This is a genomic window from Eisenibacter elegans DSM 3317, from assembly GCF_000430505.1.
Taxonomy (GTDB): domain Bacteria; phylum Bacteroidota; class Bacteroidia; order Cytophagales; family Microscillaceae; genus Eisenibacter; species Eisenibacter elegans.
Genome location: NZ_KE387152.1, coordinates 526,712 through 547,120 on the forward strand (window position 1 = coordinate 526,712; position 20,409 = coordinate 547,120).

The window sequence follows — 20,409 nt, forward strand, 5'->3', positions numbered from 1 at the left end:
TTTCTGTAAGAGTTACTCGATGAGTATGACCGATACCAAATCAAGGAAGATAGTGTCGCTATTCAGGTATTGGTCGATGATTTCAGCGCGTATTTGGGTGTCAATGCGATAGCACACCTCAGCGAAATACAATTGTTGCGGATAGTCTTGAAGGACTACAAGCATTTAAATGTAAAATAAGCCTTGGTACTTCTAAAACTTTAGGAGTACCAAGGTGTACTTTAGGCCAACAGTTGACGGCGTACCCCTTCAAATTGGAGGATAAAGTCAGCTCCAAATGCTTTGGAAGGGGTCAAAAAACCTTCCAAAGTATCACCCTGAAGCATTCTAAGTGCTATTTCGAGCGCGGTTTGCGCGGTAAGGGCATAGCCTTCGGGGGTATGGAGTAGGGCGCTGTATGATTGTCCTTCCGCATTGGTTACTTTGCCCCAGAGCACACTATGGCTGTTGTTGCGGTGATGTTCATCGGGGCCTGTGATACGCTTGCGTACGTAGTTTTTGAGGAAATTTTGCACAAACCCCAGCCCTAAGATAGGAGCTGTGTAACGGCTCAGGCGCATTCCTTGCAAAAGTCTCGATGGTACTACCATATAGACCGTAATATTGGGAATACCCGTACTGTGGAAGGCCGTAGATACATCGCCCCAAGGAATAGCGACTGCTGGGTGTTTGGGGTCGAGCTCAGGGATGAGGCGCACTTCGTGGGCAGCGCCAACGGTCTTTAGTAGGCTGTTTTGGCGTATCATTCCTCCTTTGGGCAAGTTTTCGACCATTGTCAGCGTAGTGCCTCTCGACATTTGCCCGATGGCCTTAAATCCAAGCTCAAGTGTATGGGCATCAGGGAGTTGACTATATAAAAAGGCCGCTAAACAGTCAGAGGGTACCACATCAAAACCCGCACCCGGCAACAAGCTGATACCGGCCTTTACGGCGCGGGCGTGTTGTTGGGCAATCCACTCAAACACGGCAATTTCTCCAGTGATATCCAAATAATGCGTTTTGGTATGTAGGCAAGCCTCTACCATTGGCTGGGCAGTGGCCGAAAAAGGCCCGGCGGCGTGGAGTACCGCTCCGACCTTCCCTAGAGCTGCTTCGAGGGCTTGGCTATTGCGCAAATCAAAAACACTGTAGGGCATATCTAGCCGCTCGGCCAGCGCAGCAGTACGCGCTTCATCGCGCCCGGCCAAGTGTAGGCGCAACCCTTTTTGATGCGCCAATTGAGCTATTAGCTCGCCCGTGTAGCCATATGCTCCGTAGAGTAAGAGGGGAATATCCATCAATTCAGCATTGTTTGTGAGTACTTTCAAACTTATACCAAGACCTACTTGACTTGGGAGTGTACTCGATTCTCAAGGGTCTTCGAGCATATATTTCCCAAACCAATTTTGATTAGCATACAATACTGCAATATATCAAGCATCAACGGTTTTTTGAAGCTTTGTGCGGATATGTTCTAGCATTTCGGCTACCATAGCCTCTAAGTCATATTGTGGCTGCCATCCCCATTCTGCTTGAGCCACGCTATCGTCGATAGAAGCCGGCCAAGAATCAGCAATTTGTTGTCGGAAATCAGGTTTGTAGCTGATGGTAAAGTCTGGTAAGTGTTGTTGGATGGCCTTGGCTAGCTCAGCAGGGGAGAAACTCAGCGCGGTAAGGTTGTAGCTGTCGCGGGTGCGGATATTGTCCGAGGGTGCTTCCATAAGCGCTACCGTAGCACGGATAGCATCGGGCATATACATCATCGGCAGGTAAGTGTCGGGTGAGAGGAAGCATTCGTAGCTACCTTGTTGGAGGGCTTTGTAGAAAATATCGACAGCATAGTCTGTAGTGCCGCCGCCGGGCAGGGTTTTGTAGCTGATGAGGCCGGGGTAGCGCAAGCTACGGATATCCAGACCATAACGCTTGAAATAATACTCGCCCCAGCGCTCACAAGCTTGCTTGCTGATGCCATAGACCGTACTTGGGTTCATCACGCAAGCCTGAGGTGTATTTTGTTTGGGGGTATCAGGCCCAAACGCAGCGATAGAACTAGGGACATAGACCTTGTGTAGTTGTTTTTCGCGGGCTACTTCGAAGACATTGAGCGTGCTGTCCATATTGATTTTCCAAGCCCAAAGCGGGTCTTGCTCTCCACGTGCCGAGAGGATGGCGGCCAAGTGGTAGATTTGCGTAATTTTGTGTTTGGATACCAATTCGGCTAAGCGAGGCGCATCAGTCGCATCGAGGGTCTCAAAAAGCGCCACCGTGTGGTTTTCGGGCTTGCGCACATCGGTGAGCAAGATATTGTCTTCGCCATATTGTGTGCAGAGGGCTTGGTATAGCTCGCTGCCTACTTGTCCTAGGCCTCCGGTGATAAGAATACGTGTGGGTGTTGTCATTATATTTGGGGGGAATGGCTATTTCAGAAAACGGTGTGTTTGTTCACAGAGGCAAAGGTACAAAAATAGCACGAAACAAAGATAAAGTGTAATCTATCATAGTTTTGTTTCGGGTGAATATTTGTTTTTCCTGACTATTTGGCATATTTAATTTTGAAACTTCCCCAAGGATTATCTCAAAACACTATGGATTTTGAAGAATACTTATCACAAAAAAAAATAGACGCTAAGCGTTTCAAAAGCGACGAACCCGAGCTTTGGCAAGAATGGGCGCAGCTATTTATGCAGCTTCATCCGGAAAGCTTTACGATGCAGAAAAAGTTTTTAATCAATGCCCTGCGTCGCGAGTATCCGCTCCAGCCTACGCCAAGCAAGGAGCAAACCAGTTGACTATCAGCTTGTTTTGCTAGGGATATTCAACAAATAATGGGGCAGTTTTTTTGAATTCCCCTTATTGAAAGCCTCTCTCAACAGTCCCTCCACCGGTAGCCCTCTTCTGGTTATGGTTTTTGGACGATTAATGCCCATAAGATTTTGAAAACCTTATGGGCATAATCTTCTGCATCTTGAATCCTATCACATCAAAAATAAGTTAGGAAGCCCCCCTCAAGCTCCATAATACATTGTTGTACAGTTATTGGGGTGGAGATATTGCTGAGCCGCTTGGTGGATGTCAGCAGTATTGACAGCCTGAATCTGTTCGGCTTGTTGGTTGATGGCTTCGGGGGAGCCTAGATTGGCAAAAAACGCCAAGCCCATTCCCCGATTGAGTAGCTCTATTTGTTCAAACAAAAGCGTAGACTCGCTTTGGTTTTTGACCTTTTGCAATTCCTCTTCGCTGGGAGGGGCAGCTATCAAATCAGCCACTAGTGCTTGCACGGCTGCATCGGCAGTTTCGAGTGTAATGCCCTCATTGAGCTTGCCATTGATGACCAGCAGCCCAGGCTCTACCGAACCCGTTACATAGGCTTGTAATTGACTGAAAATCTGATTTTTTTGAACCAACTCTCTATAGAGCCGCGAGGATTTGCCCCTACCCAAAATATCGCTCAACAGATCGATGGTGTGGTATTGTGCGTGCATACGTGCCGGCATATGATAGGCTTTGTAGAGCGCGGGGCTAGGCACATTGGCCTGTACTTCCAAGTGTCGGGGAGCTGTTTGGGGTGGTTCGGTAGGCAGCTGACGGCGATAAGGCGCGCCGGCAGGGATATCGCCAAACCACTTCTCTACCAAGCGCTTGGTGTCTTCAATTCGGACATTGCCCGCGATGACCAACACAGCATTGTTGGGGCGATAATAGCGGAAGAAAAAATCCTGTACATCGTCCATAGTCGCGTTTTCGATATGACTGATATCCTTGCCGATAGTAGCCCATTGGTAAGGATGTATTTCATATACTGCCGGACGGAGCTTGAGCCACACATCGCCATAAGGTTGATTGAGGTAACGTTGTTTGAACTCTTCGATGACAACACTGCGTTGTACTTCGAGCACCTGAGGGTCAAACGAAAGGCTTAGCATTCGGTCTGACTCTAGCCAGAGCGCGGTTTCGAGGTTTGCCGCCGGTAGGGTGATGTAGTAGTTGGTCAGGTCAGGAGAGGTAAAAGCATTGTTTTCGCCACCCACACGCTGCAAAGCCGCATCATAAGAAGGGATATGCTTGGAGCCTCCAAACATCAGGTGTTCGAACAAATGCGCGAACCCCGTTTTATGAGCTTGCTCATCTTTAGAGCCTACATTGTAGAGCACATTCACCGCAGCCATCGGCGTGCTGTGGTCGGGATGGATATATACCTGAAGGCCATTGGCCAATGTAAAATGCTCGAAATAAATCATAAGATATAGCGATAAGGTAGATGTTTTTTTGGCAAAGCAGGGATAGATACACAAAGTACCAGAATTTTCATCGGATACGAAGGCTAACCCGCGAAGTGGTGATTTGGTTCGGGAAGTGTTAAACTTTTGTGTTTTATCGTCTTTATCCCTTGAATATACCATAATTTGCACATTATTTGCAAATGAAAAATCGCCACTACGTATTGGCAAGCGAATATTTTATTGACCCAAAGCTAGACTCGAGTATCGCCACACACCTAGTGGTGTAGCTAAACATCGACCTTTTTTGACTGTATGACTAAACCAACTCTTCGGCATTCGCTCTACTGCCTTGTATTGTCTGCTCTTTGGGTGCTATCGTTGTTGGTATGGGAAAACAGCCAGGCCCAATCCGCAGAGCTTACCATTGGGCTAAGGCCACACAAAACAGTTTCGCAATATCTGATTGACCACTGGAAGCGCGATCGGGGGCTGCCACAAAACAGCGTTTTTTCTATCCTACAAGACCAGCAGGGCTTTTTGTGGGTTTCTACTTATGATGGCATTGCCCGCTTCGATGGTACCAAGTTTGAAGGCTACAATACCGAAAATGTGCCTGAAATGAAGGCCAATACGGTTTGGAAAATCTTTGAAGACCGCGAAAAACGATTATGGTTTGGCACACAAGACGGCGGAGTTACCTACCTGCAAAATGGGGTTTTCAGAACCCTTAATACCAAGGACGGACTGATAGACAATATGGTCTATGACATCGCCCAAACACCGGACGGTAGCCTGTGGATGGCCACTCGAAACGGGCTCTCGCGCTTCAAAGACGGGAAATTTCGTAATTACACCAAGGCCGATGGCCTGATTGCCAACCAAATCAACAGGCTTTTGCTTGATAAAGATGGCAGCCTCTGGATTGGGACTACCCACGGACTACAACGCTGGAAAGCAGAGCAATTTGAAGATTTCAGCCGCCAACTCTTACTCATCAGCCGCCATATCAATGTGCTGATACAAGACTTAGAGGGCGCACTATGGATTGGCACCAACGATGGTTTGGTATGCTGGAATCCAACAAAATTTATCCAAACGACTTTCAACAGCCAGCCGCAAGTCCTCAAGGGCAGACAAGTTACTTGCCTATGGCAAGACCGCCACGGCTCGGTATGGGTAGGCACACAAAGCGAGGGGCTGTACCGTTACCTGCCTCAGACCCAAATTTGGGAACAACTAACCACTAACAAAGGCTTGGCCGCCAATCATATACTGACGCTATGCGAAGACCAAGAGGGCAGCCTATGGGTAGGTCTGAGCCGAGGAGGGCTGAACCGCCTGCGAGACGGGAAGTTTACGAACCTCAGCAAGACTGAAGGGCTGTCGGATAATTTCGCCAACTGTATTTTCCAAGACCGCCAAAAGCGCGTCTGGGTAGGCACTACCAATGGCGGGGTCAATATCATCGAAAACCAACAAGTGGTTCGTAAGATAGATACCACCCAAGGCCTGAGTGGGCAGTATGTACGCTCGGTTTTTCAGGATAATAATGGGGATATATGGGTGGCTACTTACGGACAAGGGCTGAACCGCCTGCGCCTCGAACAAACCCAAGAGCATCTACAAATCAAGGTGTATACCAAGGCCGACGGCCTGGCCGACAATGTGTGCCGGGCGGTGATTGGCCGCAAAGCCGGTGGTATTTGGATTGCCACGCGCAATGGCCTTAGTGCTTGGGATGGGCAAGAGTTTAAAAACTACACCACTGCCGAAGGCCTAAAAAGCAACAATCTCATTACTTTGCTCGAAGATCGGTTCCAACGCCTCTGGATTGCGACCGACGGCGCAGGCCTGATGGTACGGTACCCCAACGGACAGGTAGACCAGTTTCGGATGAAGGACGGCTTGGCCGATGATCTCGTCTTTAGCCTCTACGAAGACAAACAAGGAGCCATCTGGATTGGCACCAAAAACGGCCTCTCACGCTGGCACGAAGGCAAGCTCCAAACCATTACTTACCGCAATGGATTGGCACACAATGCCGTGCATAGCATTGCTGAAGACAGCCAAGGCCGCCTCTGGTTTTCGTGTAGTGATGGGGTATATTATGTGGCCAAAAAAGATATTCTGGACTTCTGGGCCGGAAAGCGACGCAAAATCAGCTGTACACTCTACGATGAATACGATGGCTTGGCCAGTAGTGATTGTGCGGCATCGGCTACGCCCAGTGTGTGTCAGGATGTCAATGGGCAGTTGTGGTATCCTACTACAGAGGGCATTTCTTTTATTCAGCCTACCGCTCCTGTGCGCAATACAGTAGTGCCTCCGGTAGCTATACAGCGGCTGATAGCGAACAATGTGGCCTATGAAGTATATCCCAATACGACGATGTTGCGGTTTAAACCCGGAACAACCAAGTTTGAGTTTGACTTTACAGCCCTGAGTTTTTTGGCTCCCGAAAGGGTTCAATTCCGTATCAAGCTACAAGGATTTGACAAAAACTGGGTTGATGTAGGCCAAAAACGTGAAGCTTATTACACCAATCTGCCTCCGGGAGAATATACTTTCTGGGTTCAGGCGGCCAACAACGATGGCCTCTGGAATGAGGATGGCGCTTGGGTGAAGTTTTATGTAGCACCGTTTTTCTACCAAACACTCTGGTTTTATCTCTTGGTGGGGATAGGGATTGTGTCGAGCGGGGGAGGAGTCTACTATTGGCGGGTACAAAATTTGCAAAAAAACCAACAACGCCTTGAGCAAGAAATCCAAGAACGAACCAAGCAAATCACGGCACAATATGAGCAAATTACCCGCCAAACGGAAGAGTTAGAACGGATGGATGCAATCGTACAGGCCATCAATAGCAAACTGACGCTTGAGGGGGTGTTGCAGGCACTCCTAGCGCAAGGCGTACAGCTATATCACCCTACTAGGCGGGGAATGCTCTGGATTTGTGATCCACAGCTGGAGCGATTTGTATTGGTAGCTCACAAAGGCGACATCCCCGAAGATATTCAACACTATAGCCCCAAACCTGAAGTCATTTATGGGCATCTACAGCAGGCCAAACAGCTTGATGAAAACATTTATTTGCTCGCTCCCAAACAAGCGGCCAATGTCTTTGCCGACAACCAAGTGTATCCTACTTGTGCAATTACCATCTGTACGGATGGGGTAATAGAAGGCTTGCTGATTTTGGAATCTAATGCTTTTGCTCAGCTTAACCCAAAGGAGCTGAGTAAGCTACAGCGATTCAACCAGCACGCGATGTCGGCTTTTAGCAAAGCCCGTATCTTGCAAGAAATAGAAGATAAAAACAAGGCCATCGAAAGCTCCTTCCGCAAGATGGAAGACAGTATGCAATACGCCAAACGCATTCAAGAGGCCATCTTTGTCAGGCCAGAGGAAATCAAGAAACATTTCCCGGATGCCTTTATTTTTTATAGCCCCAAGGATATTGTAAGTGGAGATTTTTACTGGTTTGCCGAAACCTTACCCGAGCCTATCTACAGCATCATCGAAACAGAAGAGGGGCGCGAATCGGTGTTTAGTGGGTTTTCTGAAACCAAGAAAATTATCGCAGCGGTAGACTGCACCGGACATGGAGTTCCGGGCGCACTGATGACGGTTGTAGGCAATGACTTGCTCGATAATATCGTCAAAGAAAAACAAGTACAGAAGCCCTCAGCAATCTTACGACAGTTGGACATGGGGATAAAAACTTATCTACATCAAGAAGAAGGGACGGCAGCCAATGATGGAATGGATATGGCTCTCTTGGTCATTGATGAGGTAGAGCAGAAGGTGGAGTTTGCCGGTGCCAAAAACCCTGTCATACATATCCGTAACGGAGAGCTGAAGGAAATCAAAGGAGTGAAATACCCCATCGGTGGGATTCAGATCAAGAATAAGGTTTTTGAGCGACATATTATCCCATATCAGCCCGGAGATGTGTTTTATATCTATTCGGATGGCTTTCAAGACCAATTCGGCGGGGAACACGACCGCAAGTTTGGAGTTAGAAAGTTTCGTGAACTCCTACTGAGTATCAGTCATTTGTCTATGGATGAGCAAAACGAAGTTTTACAAAAAACTTTTGATGAGTGGAGAGGCCCGCAACGCCAAACAGATGATGTGCTGGTTATTGGTATTAGACTTTAAGGACGATGTTAGATTTATGATGTACGATTTCAGATTTACGATTTCAGCCCTTACTTCGTCAATCGCAAATCCCAACTCGTCAATCCCTTTGCGCTAATTTTGAGGCAGCTATACTGACAACAAAGATTTGGAAGGCGTGAAAAAGCATCAGAGGGAGCAAAATCATTCCTACAGGAAAAGATACGGGGAACAAAATTTTAGAAAAAACCACGCCGTGTACCAGTGATTTTTTTGTACCACAAAACTGCGCCGTAATTTGGTCTTCAAGACTAAACCCAAGGTAGGCCGACAGCCAGCTTGTGAGGTAATACATCACATAAAAAACTGCGATGGCCCCTACAGAAACCAGCAATAACTCATCAAGCCCTACGGTGCTAAAGACCTTGTTTTCAAAAGAGGTCGCAAAACTTTTAAAGATGATGAGCAAGATGATGGTTTTATCAAAAGAAGTCATCTGCTTGCCATATCGGACAGCGAGAGCGCCGAGGTACTTTTGCAAGAAAAGCCCCAAGCCTACAGGCAGCAGGATTTCGGCTATTAGTTTGATATATACGACAGATAAATCAAAATCCCCGCCTGATTGTTGTAAAAACAGACCCATCCAAAGGGGCGTAATCACAATGCCAATTAGCCCTGAGATACTAGCATTGAAGATAGCCGCCGGAAGATTGCCTTTGGCGATAGAAACCATCACCACCGACGAGGATACGGTAGAAGGAAGCGCTGCCAAAAACAAAAACGAGAGCCAAAGCGCTTGGTAGGATGTGTTATGGACTAGGGGGTAACATAGCAACATCAACAAAGGAAAAAAGAGAAAGGTGGAGAGCTGAATAAGGCTATGGAGCTTCCAGTTTTGTAAACCAGCTTGTATCTTTTCTGGACTTAACTTGAGACCATAAAAGAAAAAAATCAGTGAAACGCCCACACTGCCAATCGTATCGAGTGGGATAGGACTGCTTGGGCTGCCCAACTGGGGAAAACAATAGGCCAGTATCACCACCCCTATGATGAACAACACAAATTTGTCGATGTTGAACACAGTATATACAGCTAGTTATGGATAGTTGTCTAATAAATTACGCCAAGACTCACAAGATTTGAGAATTTGATTTTCTTGATTCTCAGCACACACATTTCCCAAACCAATTTTGCTTGAGTATGCACCAAGATGGATTCCGGCCTGTATTTGATGGATTGTCAACAACCAAATCGATCCCAAATCCCAAATCGTCAATCAAATTCCCATTCCCAGCAGCTCTGCCATCAGGATATAGCGTTCTACTTCGGGGATATCGCGCAAGAGCAACAATCCGAAAGCGAAAGAATTGTTGGTAGCAGGTATTTTGAGATCAGTACCGATGCCATCAACATCGATGATACGCTCCTTGTACTTGGTTTTGCCCAGCTCACGGCCTTCAAAATAAATGAAATAGTGGTTAGGGTCTTGTTGTTTGATTTCGAAGGGGTTAGCCCCTTCAGGGTCTTTACTGATTTTTACTTTTTGGTCTTTGATTTTGGCCTGCCAACGAAACTCCTCTGTGCCAGAGAGGAGTTTGATTTTGTCGGGTCGTATTTTAGCAATGATGAGTAGGTCGCCATTGTTGTCAAGATAAGTTGTTTTACCGGTTTTGCGTTGACCCATCAGTACACGGTCTCGAAAGCGGATGACATATTCGGCCTCCCCTAGGTCAAAGCTGACGAGGGTATTGCCTTGTTTGTCATTAATGCTAAATTTTTGCAGCCCACGAATAGCTTGTTTGCCTACACTCAGGGCAATACTATCGGCTTGGGTGAGGGTTTGGTCAGTGTCAGACCGACCACTACCACAAGCGCAGAGCAGGCTGATACAGATGATAAAGGAAAGCACAAACAGTGGGGATTGTTTCATAAGTGATAGGCTTTGTGCGATGCGTATGAATGATAAGAATGGCGATACCTAAACACCTCAGGCACAAAGGCCCGAGGGGTAAAATATGTCAGGAAATCGAGAGATAACGGCAAAACATAAACCCAACCTCTAGGCCTCAGGGAATAGCCCTTGTAGCCCGGCAGCAGTAGCAGGGCAAACGCCGCGCTCTGTGATGAAACCTGTGATAAGGCGCGCAGGAGTTACATCAAAACCATAGTTGAGCGCAGGGCTTTCGGCAGGTGTCAACAGTACTTTTTGAAGTTCGTGCCCGTTCCATCCCCAGATATACTTGACCTCATCAGGGCTACGTTCTTCGATGGGGATTTCGCGGAGGCCGTCGGCTATTTCCCAGTCAATAGTAGTAGAGGGAAGCGCCACATAAAAGGGCACTTGGTTGTCGTTGGCCGCGAGGGCTTTGAGGTAAGTACCGATTTTGTTGGCCGCATCGCCCTGTCGAGTTACGCGGTCAGCACCCACCAACACAATATCGACCATACCGTGTTGCATCAAATGCCCGCCGGTATTGTCAACGATAACCGTATGTGGGATACCGCGCTGGCTCAGCTCCCAGGCAGTCAGGTTAGCCCCTTGGTTGCGTGGGCGAGTCTCGTCTACCCATACGTGGAGATTCATCCCTTGCTCAAAAGCTTGGTAAATGGGAGAGGTGATCGTTCCCCATTCGACACAGCCCAAGCGCCCGGCGTTGCAGTGGGTCAGGATATTGACTGTAGCGCCTTGCTTGGTTTGGCTTATTTGCTCCAACAAAGGGAGGCCGTGTACGCCTATTTGGCGGCAGAGTTCCACATCTTCTTCTACAATCTGATGGGCGGTTTGGAGGGCTGTTTGTACTTTAGCTTCCCATTGGGGAACAGTACTGAGAGCCTGCTCCATTCGTTTGAGTGCCCAAAATAGGTTGACAGCCGTAGGGCGTGACTGGCGCAGCGATTCCATCGAACGGGCGAAATGCGCTTCGCGGCTTTGGGCTGTTCCAAAAACAAGGGACTCGCGCAAGGCAAAATATACGCCATAGGCTGCCATAGCGCCAATGAGAGGCGCACCCCTGACAACCATCTCCTGGATAGCCCAGACGACTTTGTCGGTGCTGCTCAAGTCCTGAACAACTACTTCGTGAGGGAGGCGGCGTTGGTCTAATACTTGGAGGGTATGTGGGTCTTTGAGCCACAGGGTACGGTTGGTATTGATATTCACAATTGATAGGGCAAAAGTTAGGAAGCAAATTTGTACAAAAAGCCCCAAACATCCAAGTTTGGGACAGTTTATGCTAACATTCGGCCACGCTGACGGGTACGTGTACGGCCAATCCGCCTTCGGAAGTTTCTTTGTATTTTTCGTTCATATCCTGTGCTGTTTGCCACATCGTTCGGATAATACCATCGAGAGAGACTTTGGCATCGGCTGGATTGCTCTCTAGGGCGATATTGCAGGCAGTAATGGCCTTGATAGCGCCCATTGTATTGCGCTCAATACAAGGAATCTGTACCAACCCCTTGATGGGATCACAGGTAAGGCCGAGGTGATGCTCCATAGCAATCTCGGCGGCCATCATGGCTTGCTCAGCGCTACCACCAAGACGCTCGGTGAGGGCTGCTGCGGCCATTGCCGACGACACCCCAATCTCGGCTTGGCAGCCTCCCATAGCCGCCGAGATAGTAGCTTTTTTCTTGAACAGGCTGCCAATCTCGCTAGCAGTCATCAGGAATCGGATAATGTCTTCTTGGCTAGGCTGACCACAGAAGCAGGTGTAGTACATCAGCACTGCCGGAATCACCCCGGCAGCACCATTGGTAGGCGCTGTAACAACACGGCGGAAAGCTGCATTTTCCTCGTTCACAGCCAAGGCAAAGCAGCTGACCCACTTGAGTATTTTCTGAAAATCGGCTTGGCCGTAGCGGATGACTCGCATCCACGTATCTTCGTCTTGGTATTGGGGTGCGTCTGTACCCAGTAGTTTTTTGTTAAGCTCAATAGCCCTTCGGACTACACGCAGCCCGCCGGGCAACTCCCCCTGACTGTGTGCTCCGTGATATACACAGCTCAACATTGTTCGCCAGATGCGCCAAACTCCGGAGCGGATTTCAGCATCGCTGCGCAAGCTGAGTTCGTTGCGCCAAACGATTTCAGAGATGCTACAGCCCTGCTGCGTTGTCCAGCGTTTGAGGTCTTCGCCCACTTCTATGGGATAGGGAAATGCTCCCTGTACGGCTTGGGTAGAAGTATTTTGCTCGTTTTCGCGCACGACAAATCCGCCGCCTATTGAAAAGTAAGTGGCTTCAAAAGCTTCAAAGTCAGCCCCTTGTGCTATCAAGCGCATGCCATTAGGATGGAAAGGCAGGCTTTCTTTGAAGAGGAAGGTGATGTGTTTGTCAGGGTTGAAGGGGATACTGCGCTGCCCGCCCAAGGTCAAGGTTTGGCTATCATAAATCTGCCAGATATAGGTATCCAGTTGTTGGGTATCGATGGTTTCGGGGTCTTCGCCAGCAAGGCCCAGCATCACAGCGATGTCTGTGCCGTGGCCGCGCCCTGTTTTGGCCAGAGAGCCATAGAGCAATACCTGCACTTCGTGGATATGCGTGGCGGGTAAGCCTGTGGCCTCCTGAAAATCTTTCAGAAAAAGCTGGGCTGCCCGCCAAGGCCCCATGGTATGGGAACTAGAAGGGCCTACGCCTATTTTGAAAATATCGAAAACACTAATAATCTCCATAGGTATTGTATTTTTGTGTTGTTGGGTGGTGGGTAGTGTCAAATACGCCTGTCGACGTTCCCACAAATATACGTATCTGTTTGAGGATGCGACCTATCACTAGATATTTCTCCGTGGCGGGGTACTCCACTAGGTGTTTTTGTAAAAAATCAGCCCCGACCGCACAACAGTGCCTAAGGCACACGCCGAATTTGGGGATTTACAGGATTTGATTTCCTTGATTATCAAGGATTCTCAGTGCGCAGATTTCCCAATTTTGGTTAGGTATGACTATGGGGTTTGAAAAATGTCCAGTAACTTGGAATAGGCTCTTAACTGTGGGCTGGGGAAGTTATCTGGTGTGTAAGTGTTTACCAAAAGATACAAGACCGTACTACGGGGTGTTTTCGACATAACTCAACTCCACGCTAATACGACGGCGGCCGGGGCTGACTTTGAGTCCTTCAAACACTGTAGGCGAAAGTCTGACAATCAGCTTGGGGTCAGAAGAGACCTTGGGCAACTGCCCGATAACCCTTACAAAGACCGAAACATTATTTTCGGTATTGTGTACCTTCAGGACAGTGCCTATCGGCACGCTGGGGTGGAGCGCGATATATTTGTTGCTATCAGGCACATTGTCGATACGTTCGGCAAAACCTACTTCGGTCTTGGAGCCTCTTGTTTGGGCATACGATAATTGTTGGCAACATACCAAAAGCAACACCAAAATACATAGGTGTGCAGGGGCAGTAATCGTTTTCATGAGCGGTGTGTGTTGTTGAAAATAGTTAATTTTTTTGAGTATTAATGATAGCGCAAAATCCATACAGATTTTGGTATTCACCTTGCGGAAAGCGGCTTTGTAGCCAACGCAACATATCATAAAAATAGAGCAGCTCTTCGAGCCTGAGGCGCTGTTCTTCTTTGGCCAAAAAAAGTTGTTCGAGTAGCGCGTCGGCAGTATCTTTTTGCCACTGTAGGCGTTCGTCGTTGAGCAACTCTACGCTCACAAAGCGCGTCAGGTCGCGCCCAGCTTTGGCCATCTTGCTTGACTTGAGCGCAAGGCTTTCGAAATAATCATATGATTTGGCAAACACATCGGCCAGTTGCTTTTGTAGGCCGTTGATGGTGCGAAAGTCCTGTTCGGAGAGTTTTTGCCAAGCCTTGGGCACATCCGTTTCGAGGCTGTCTATGGTTTCAATTTCTCGCAAGACTTGGTGATAGTACAGATATACATTTTCAAAGGCTGTTACGGAGTTTTCGGTATTTTCGACCAGTATCAGCTCAAAAAACTCAATATCATCATCGAGTCGATTTAGTTCGGCAGACAGTTTTTGGGCCTTGGGTTGTTTGTGTAGGTTGATTTGGAGGAGTTGGTCGTAGAAGCTCTGTAGAAAGCTCAGGATAGCCCTCAGGTTTTGCCCAAAACCTTCTAGTTGGTAGGGCTTACTTTGGAGCAAGGTTTTGAGTTGTTCTATATAGGTATGGTTGTTGTGTAAGAAAAAGTGATTTTGCTTGCGGTATAGCCGGACTACTGTTTGGAGGTTGGCAATCTGCTCAATGCTCAAATGCCCCGTACGCAGGTTGAGCCCCTTGAGCACATATGCGGCATAAATGTGTAGGATATGGGTACGTTCACTGGCGGCCACATGTGCGGGAGCCAATAAGCACACACTACAGCCAGGCAGCCCAAAATACCGTGCTTCACGTTTCCCAAATGACAAAATCACGTCGATAGCCCGCCCCTGCAACGCCGAAAGAGAAGCCGCATCAGGGTTAACTTCCTCAAGCCAATAAAAATGACGGTTGGCCAAGGGGATATCTGCCTGAGGCTTAGTTTCGTGGCGTAGCATATCGAGGCTGAGCTTGGGGTATATTTCTATCAATAGTGCGTGAAGCAACTGCAAGATAGAGTCAGATATGGAGGAGTTTGGAAGGCTATGCATAAGGTCTAGATTATTTAAACTCCAAGTTATGAAATTTTAACAAGTTTAAGAAAAGCCAATGCCCGAAAATTAGCAACCCACACAGCCAGACTTCTGCTAAGAAGGGGTAAAACCAAAAATTAACAAATAGCCAAGTGTATAGACTATAGACAAGGTTAAAAATTTGGAGAACCACGGTGCTCATGCTATCTTTACGAGTAAGGAAAAAACTGTCGGTCTTTATCTTACAAAATCTGTTCAGCATAGACGATTTTAATTGATGGATATTCGCAATACTATAGCCAGTAGATTTACCCGCAATAAAAACTTGACGCTCTACACCCTCTGGGGCGTATTGTTTGGGATATGTTTTCCCTTGGGGGCTTGGGCTTTTGATTTTATTTTTATCCACGATTTGCCCATCAGTTGGGTCAATTTGGCCTATATCCATCAATCTAACCCCCTACACTACATCATCGACACGGCACCGCTGTTCTTGGGCTTGGCCTTTGGTTTGGCCGGCTTTGAGCGCGACAAGCTTGTCCACCTCGACGAGCGCTTGCAGGCTCTGAGTCTTGAAGCCTCTCAAGCAGTACAACGCCGCCAGCTTTTGCGCCTAGGCTTTTTCAATTATCTGGCGCTAGGAATTATCTTAACGCTAATCATCATCGCCCAAATATTGGTGCGTAATTCCTTTAGTGACACCCGAGACGATAGTGTAGTGGTCAACCTTGCCGGCAAACAACGGATGTTGAGCCAGCGGCTAACCAAGGTCAGCGTTTTGCTCTCCATGTATGCCAGCCTACCCGACACAGTAGCCCGCTACCGCGCCGAGGGGCAACAAAGTCTGGCGCTCTGGCGACGCATACACCGGGGGCTACAGCTTGGCGATGACAGCCTAGGCCTGCCGGCCAATCACAACAGCCCCGAGGCCTTGCGTTTATTAGAGCGTATTACTCCTCACTTTGAGGTGCTTAGCAAATCTTTTGACCTACTCCTAGACCCCGATACCGAAGCCAATCAGCGGAGTTATGCTTTTAGGGAGGTTTTGTTACACGAGGAGTTGTTCTTAGTGTTGATGAATGACCTCACCTATCAATACAGCCAAGAAGCGCGCAGCAAGATCGCCCAATTGAGGGTGATGTCGTTGTTTATAAACTTGGGCATATTGCTGCTGATAGTCATCTTAGGCTTGTTTATCTTCCGCCCACTGCTCAACCGCTCCGTATTTTATCTGCAATACCTGGCTGACCAAAATATTGCCCAAAAGCGTGTCAATGAGGAGATGCAAGCCCAAGAAGTGGAGCTGCAACAGACTATCGAGTATATGAGCGCCTTGCAAAATGAGTTGCAAGTACAAAACAACGACATCCTTCAAAGCCGAATGCAGATAGCCCGCAACAACGCATACCTACAGTCAGTATTGGATGCCTTGGACGAAAGCGTCGGGATTGTCATTACGGATATGGAAGGAGTGGTCGTCAGGGTCAATCCTCGATTTGAAGAAGTAAGCGGCTACAATAGCACCGAAATCGTAGGCAGTGGTATTCATATCCTCAAATCTGACAGACACGAAGAGGCTTTCTGGCAAGAAATGTGGCAAACCGTAATCGGCGGCAACCCTTGGCGCAATGAGGTCTGTAATCGGGCACACGACGGGCATTTGTATTGGGTCGATACCGTTATCACACCAATCTACGATGAGCAAGGGAGGGTTTACCAATACCTATCACTTCAGACAGACATTACCAAACGCAAAACCACTGAGCAACAGCTCCGCAACACCCTCCAAACACTGGGCGATGCGCAGGAGATTGCACGCTTGGGCTCTTTTGAAATCAACTTCAAAAAACAAGAAGTGATCTGGTCTACGCTGATGTACAGCTTCTTCGAGCTGTCGCCCACAGAGGCAGCACCCTTTGGTGATGCGTATTACCAATACCTTCACCCCGATGATTTGGGCAACTTCAAGCTAGCCGTCGCTACCCTGATTCAAGAAGGGGAGATCAACTTTGATCACCGCATCCTAACCCGCAGCGGGCAAACCCGCTATCTCCTCATTCGGGCAACTGTACGTAAAAGTCCAAAAACCCAAAAAGTGGTCTATGCCCAAGGGGTGGCATATGATATCACGGATAGAAAACTGGCCGAAGAACGTATCAAAGAGCAAAATCAACTGTTGGATAACCTGCTCAAAAACCTACCCATCATATTGTACAAAGCAGGCGCTGATGGCGTAGTAAACAGTATTGCCGGCAAAGGAATGGAGCGTATTAGTGCAACACTTGAGGCCAACGGACAAATACACCTCCAACAACTCCTAGCGCAAAAATATGAACGGGTAGGCAGGGTGTTTGAGGGAGAGCAGTTGCACTTTACGGTCAAACAAGAAGACCGTACCTACTTCGAACACTACCTCTTCCCCGATGCCGTACATGAGCAACAACTTATCGGCTTTGCCCTCGATACCACAGAGTTGGAGCTGGGCCGAAGAGAATTGCAAGCCGCACAAAAACACAGCCAAGAGCTGCTCGATAATCTCTTACAGAGCATCAATTACGCCAAGCGCATTCAGAAAGCTGTACTCCCGCCTATGGAATTGTTCCAACAGAGTTACCCCGACAGCTTCTTGCTCTTTAGGCCACGCGACGTAGTCAGTGGAGACTTTTATTGGTACTACCAACAGTGTAGCCGCTACCAGAATATGCTGGGCAAAACGGTGCTCGTTGTCGGCGACTGTACCGGCCACGGAGTCCCCGGTGCTTTTATGAGCCTCATCGGGATAGAATTACTCCAGCAGATTGTCGAAAGTAGACAAAATACCAGCCCCGATATGATTTTGTATGGGATGAATGAACATCTCCTGCGCCTCCTCAATTCCGAACAGAGCAATATCCGAGATGGAATGGATATGTGTGTCATTACCATAGACCATATCGAAAACCGCTTGGAATATGCCGGAGCCAATATCCCGCTGTACCTCATTCAAGATGGAGTATTGGAGGAGCTCAAACCTACCAAGCTGCCCATAGGGGGGCAGCAGGTCGAAGGAAGGGAGCATTATTACGAAAAACAGTCCATACAATTCGACCAGCCAATCACGCTCTACTTGGCCAGCGATGGTTACCAAGACCAGTTTGGCGGGCCTGACAACCGCAAGTTTATGCGCAAACAATTGCGTGATACGCTACAACAACTGCATCAGCGACCCTTTGCAGAACAAGCCCAAACCCTCAACGATTTGTTGGAGGCGTGGATGAGCCAAAGTCATCAAAAACAAATTGATGACATTACGCTGATTGGATTGAAGGTAAACCCAAAAGTATTTGAGTAATACTTTCTGGACGATATCAGCAAATAAAACCCTTCAAGGGTGGGATTAGCTGAGTATTTCGAAAGTAGTGCCGTGGCGGCGTATCACCACAAGTATGACCAATCGAAATTGGTTTGGGAAATCTTTGCACTGAAATTCCTTGATAATCAAGAAAATCAAATCCTAAATCCCCAGATCTTGTGAAGCTTGGTATAAATTCTGTGAGTTTTGAGATAAGCGCTAGCGTTGGTTATGCGCAGACTGATTCATTAGCAAAACCCCTGCTAGACCAAAAATAATTCCATCCACACACATCACTATGCAGCGCAAAGCGGATTGGGAGTCCTGTAATTGGTAGCCGTCTTCAGAGACTAACGCAATACCCATAGCTTTCTTACCTATGGTTTGCCCCATTGTTCGTGCTTTCTAAAAAAACAAAGTATAGCAAGGGCAGTGGTGGGGATAGAATATACACAAGTATAAGCACAAAATGAACAAAAATTATAAAATTGATTATAAAAAATTACAAATATATCTATGTCGGCTGCAACATAGCGTTGCCCGGCTGTGGCGGGAATATAGTTTACCAAAGTGTTTCAGGCGTTAAGAAGACGAATATATGACGCAATATAGTGGATTTGGTGAAAATTTTTGAATAAATGATGATTGCGAATCGCAGAGTATTTTGAGAACAAAGGGCTAAATCAAAGAGGCTTGTGTTATGTTTACGAACATACAAAATACAAATAGCAAAAAATACCTCAGATAACAAAAAGACCTCCAGTTTGTTGGAGGTCTTTTATATAAAGCTGTAGACTGTTTGATTATACCCAGTCAGCGGATTTAAACAAACCTTCGTTGAGCGCATTGAGCGCATCGGACTTATAGGCCGTTGGGATAAGAATAGAGATATTGTAGTGGCTGCCACCAAAGGAAATCATCCGGATGGGTATTTGCCCCAACGAGCGGAAAATCAGCTCTGCTGTGCCGGTTTCTTCAGTAAGCCGATGCCCTACAATACAGACAATAGTTTGGTCTTGATCGATTTCTACCGTACCAAAAATCTTCAGCTCATCTAAGATTTGGGGTAAGTGGGTTTGGTCGTCTATGGTCAATGACACGGCTACTTCTGAGGTCGTAATCATATCGATAGGTGTACGGTAGCGCTCAAAGACCTCGAAAACTTTTCTCAAAAAACCATAGGCCAAGAGCATTCGGCTCGACTTGATTTTGATGGCCGTGATACCGTCTTTGGCAGCGATGGATTTGACGATATGCTCGTCTGAAGAGGTGTTTTTGATGATTGTCCCCTGAGCTTCGGGCTGCATTGTATTGAGCAGGCGCACAGGGATATTGTATTTTTGAGCAGGGTGAATGGTGGCAGGGTGTAGGATTTTGGCACCAAAATAGGCTAACTCTGCCGCTTCATCAAAAGACAGCTCTGCCACAGGGAAGGTATTTTTGACAATGCGAGGGTCGTTATTGTGCATACCATCAATATCCGTCCAGATTTGCACTTCCTCTGCGCGTATGGCAGCCCCTAGGAGCGAGGCCGTATAGTCGCTCCCGCCGCGTTTGAGGTTGTCTACATCGCCTTCGGCATTCTTACAGATGTACCCTTGGGTGATATAAATATTGTAGCGCTCATATTTTTGGAGCTGCTTGGCTAGCCCTTCTTCGATGGCGGTTAAATCGGGCTCATTGTCAGGGTCAAGCCGCATAAATTCCAAAGCAGGCATCAAGACTGCCAGCTGCCCTTGCTCCTCAAGGTAGATATGGAAGAGTTTGGTAGACATCAGCTCGCCCTGTGCCAATAGAATCTTCTCTTCTGTCTCAGAAAAGTCGATTACTTCGGCAAAGCTTCTGATGTAGTCGAAGTGATCTTTGAGCATCTGAGCGGCCTGCTGCATACTCTGCTCGGCGCTGTAGAGACCTTTTATAAAGCCTTCGTAGTGTTTTTCGAGGGCTTTGATGCGGTTGAGAGCACTATTTTTATCGTTTGTACTGAAGGCCTGGTTGATTTCAACCAAGGCGTTGGTAGTCCCTGACAGGGCCGAGAGCACTACAATTTTATGTTCGGCGGGGTCTTGGCATACTAGCTCGGCTACTGCCTGCATACGCTCAGGTTTGCCCACAGAAGTTCCTCCAAATTTTAAAACTCTCATAAAACTATCTTGGTAATTTGTGTGTGGGGAATC

General features: G+C 47.6%; 15 protein-coding genes. 3 read left to right on the plus strand and 12 right to left on the minus strand.

The features are described from left to right. Window positions 1-12 precede the first annotated feature (12 nt). The 3 genes from G499_RS21835 to G499_RS0112600 all read right to left on the minus strand — a co-directional run bounded on the left by G499_RS21835 (window position 13) and on the right by G499_RS0112600 (window position 2,378). Window positions 13-165, minus strand: a complete 153-nt coding sequence (locus G499_RS21835) for a hypothetical protein (RefSeq protein ID WP_154658437.1) — start codon at window positions 163-165, stop codon at window positions 13-15. Between the two features lie 56 nt (window positions 166-221). Then, window positions 222-1,277 carry a saccharopine dehydrogenase family protein gene (locus G499_RS0112595; RefSeq protein ID WP_035727363.1) on the minus strand — a complete coding sequence of 352 codons (1,056 nt, stop codon included), beginning with the start codon at window positions 1,275-1,277 and terminating at the stop codon, window positions 222-224. Between the two features lie 135 nt (window positions 1,278-1,412). Beyond that, window positions 1,413-2,378, minus strand: a complete 966-nt coding sequence (locus G499_RS0112600) for an NAD-dependent epimerase/dehydratase family protein (protein ID WP_027000239.1) — start codon at window positions 2,376-2,378, stop codon at window positions 1,413-1,415. A gap of 186 nt (window positions 2,379-2,564) precedes the next feature. Between G499_RS0112600 and G499_RS0112605 the strand changes: the two genes are divergently transcribed. After that, window positions 2,565-2,768, plus strand: a complete 204-nt coding sequence (locus tag G499_RS0112605; RefSeq protein ID WP_027000240.1) for a hypothetical protein — start codon at window positions 2,565-2,567, stop codon at window positions 2,766-2,768. 216 nt (window positions 2,769-2,984) lie between these two features. On the opposite strand, the gene G499_RS0112610 is transcribed toward G499_RS0112605, so the two are convergent. Then, window positions 2,985-4,217: a M16 family metallopeptidase gene (locus G499_RS0112610; protein ID WP_027000241.1), complete on the minus strand. Its 1,233-nt coding sequence runs from the start codon at window positions 4,215-4,217 to the stop codon at window positions 2,985-2,987. A 294-nt stretch (window positions 4,218-4,511) separates the two neighbouring features. Here G499_RS0112610 and G499_RS0112615 point away from each other — a divergent pair, with 294 nt between their 5' ends. Beyond that, the gene (locus G499_RS0112615) at window positions 4,512-8,360 is read left to right on the plus strand and encodes a two-component regulator propeller domain-containing protein (protein ID WP_081413783.1); all 3,849 of its coding nucleotides are present in this window, start codon (window positions 4,512-4,514) and stop codon (window positions 8,358-8,360) included. Between the two features lie 79 nt (window positions 8,361-8,439). On the opposite strand, the gene G499_RS0112620 is transcribed toward G499_RS0112615, so the two are convergent. The 6 genes from G499_RS0112620 to G499_RS0112645 form a co-directional block, all read right to left on the minus strand. Continuing rightward, window positions 8,440-9,378: a bile acid:sodium symporter family protein gene (locus tag G499_RS0112620; protein WP_245576740.1), complete on the minus strand. Its 939-nt coding sequence runs from the start codon at window positions 9,376-9,378 to the stop codon at window positions 8,440-8,442. Window positions 9,379-9,594: 216 nt separating this feature from the next. Beyond that, window positions 9,595-10,248 (minus strand): hypothetical protein, encoded by a 654-nt coding sequence (locus G499_RS0112625; RefSeq protein WP_027000244.1) that lies wholly within the window; start codon window positions 10,246-10,248, stop codon window positions 9,595-9,597. A 129-nt stretch (window positions 10,249-10,377) separates the two neighbouring features. Next, window positions 10,378-11,478 (minus strand): S-methyl-5-thioribose-1-phosphate isomerase, encoded by a 1,101-nt coding sequence (gene mtnA / locus G499_RS0112630; RefSeq protein ID WP_027000245.1) that lies wholly within the window; start codon window positions 11,476-11,478, stop codon window positions 10,378-10,380. A 73-nt stretch (window positions 11,479-11,551) separates the two neighbouring features. After that, complete coding sequence (locus tag G499_RS0112635; protein WP_035727365.1) at window positions 11,552-12,991, minus strand: L-serine ammonia-lyase; 1,440 nt, start codon at window positions 12,989-12,991, stop codon at window positions 11,552-11,554. 373 nt (window positions 12,992-13,364) lie between these two features. Beyond that, the gene (locus G499_RS0112640; protein ID WP_154658438.1) at window positions 13,365-13,736 is read right to left on the minus strand and encodes an RlpA-like double-psi beta-barrel domain-containing protein; all 372 of its coding nucleotides are present in this window, start codon (window positions 13,734-13,736) and stop codon (window positions 13,365-13,367) included. Window positions 13,737-13,761: 25 nt separating this feature from the next. Next, window positions 13,762-14,919, minus strand: a complete 1,158-nt coding sequence (locus G499_RS0112645) for a hypothetical protein (RefSeq protein ID WP_154658439.1) — start codon at window positions 14,917-14,919, stop codon at window positions 13,762-13,764. Window positions 14,920-15,178: 259 nt separating this feature from the next. On the opposite strand from G499_RS0112645, the gene G499_RS0112655 reads away from it, so the two are divergent. Next, a complete protein-coding gene (locus tag G499_RS0112655) occupies window positions 15,179-18,232 on the plus strand; it encodes a PAS domain S-box protein (protein WP_027000250.1) in 3,054 nt (1,017 codons plus the stop codon). A gap of 219 nt (window positions 18,233-18,451) precedes the next feature. Here the strand turns inward: G499_RS0112655 and G499_RS22525 are convergent, their stop codons facing one another. Beyond that, complete coding sequence (locus tag G499_RS22525) at window positions 18,452-18,625, minus strand: RDD family protein (protein WP_081413784.1); 174 nt, start codon at window positions 18,623-18,625, stop codon at window positions 18,452-18,454. Between the two features lie 410 nt (window positions 18,626-19,035). Further along, the gene (locus G499_RS0112670) at window positions 19,036-20,376 is read right to left on the minus strand and encodes an aspartate kinase (RefSeq protein ID WP_027000252.1); all 1,341 of its coding nucleotides are present in this window, start codon (window positions 20,374-20,376) and stop codon (window positions 19,036-19,038) included. Window positions 20,377-20,409 lie beyond the last annotated feature (33 nt).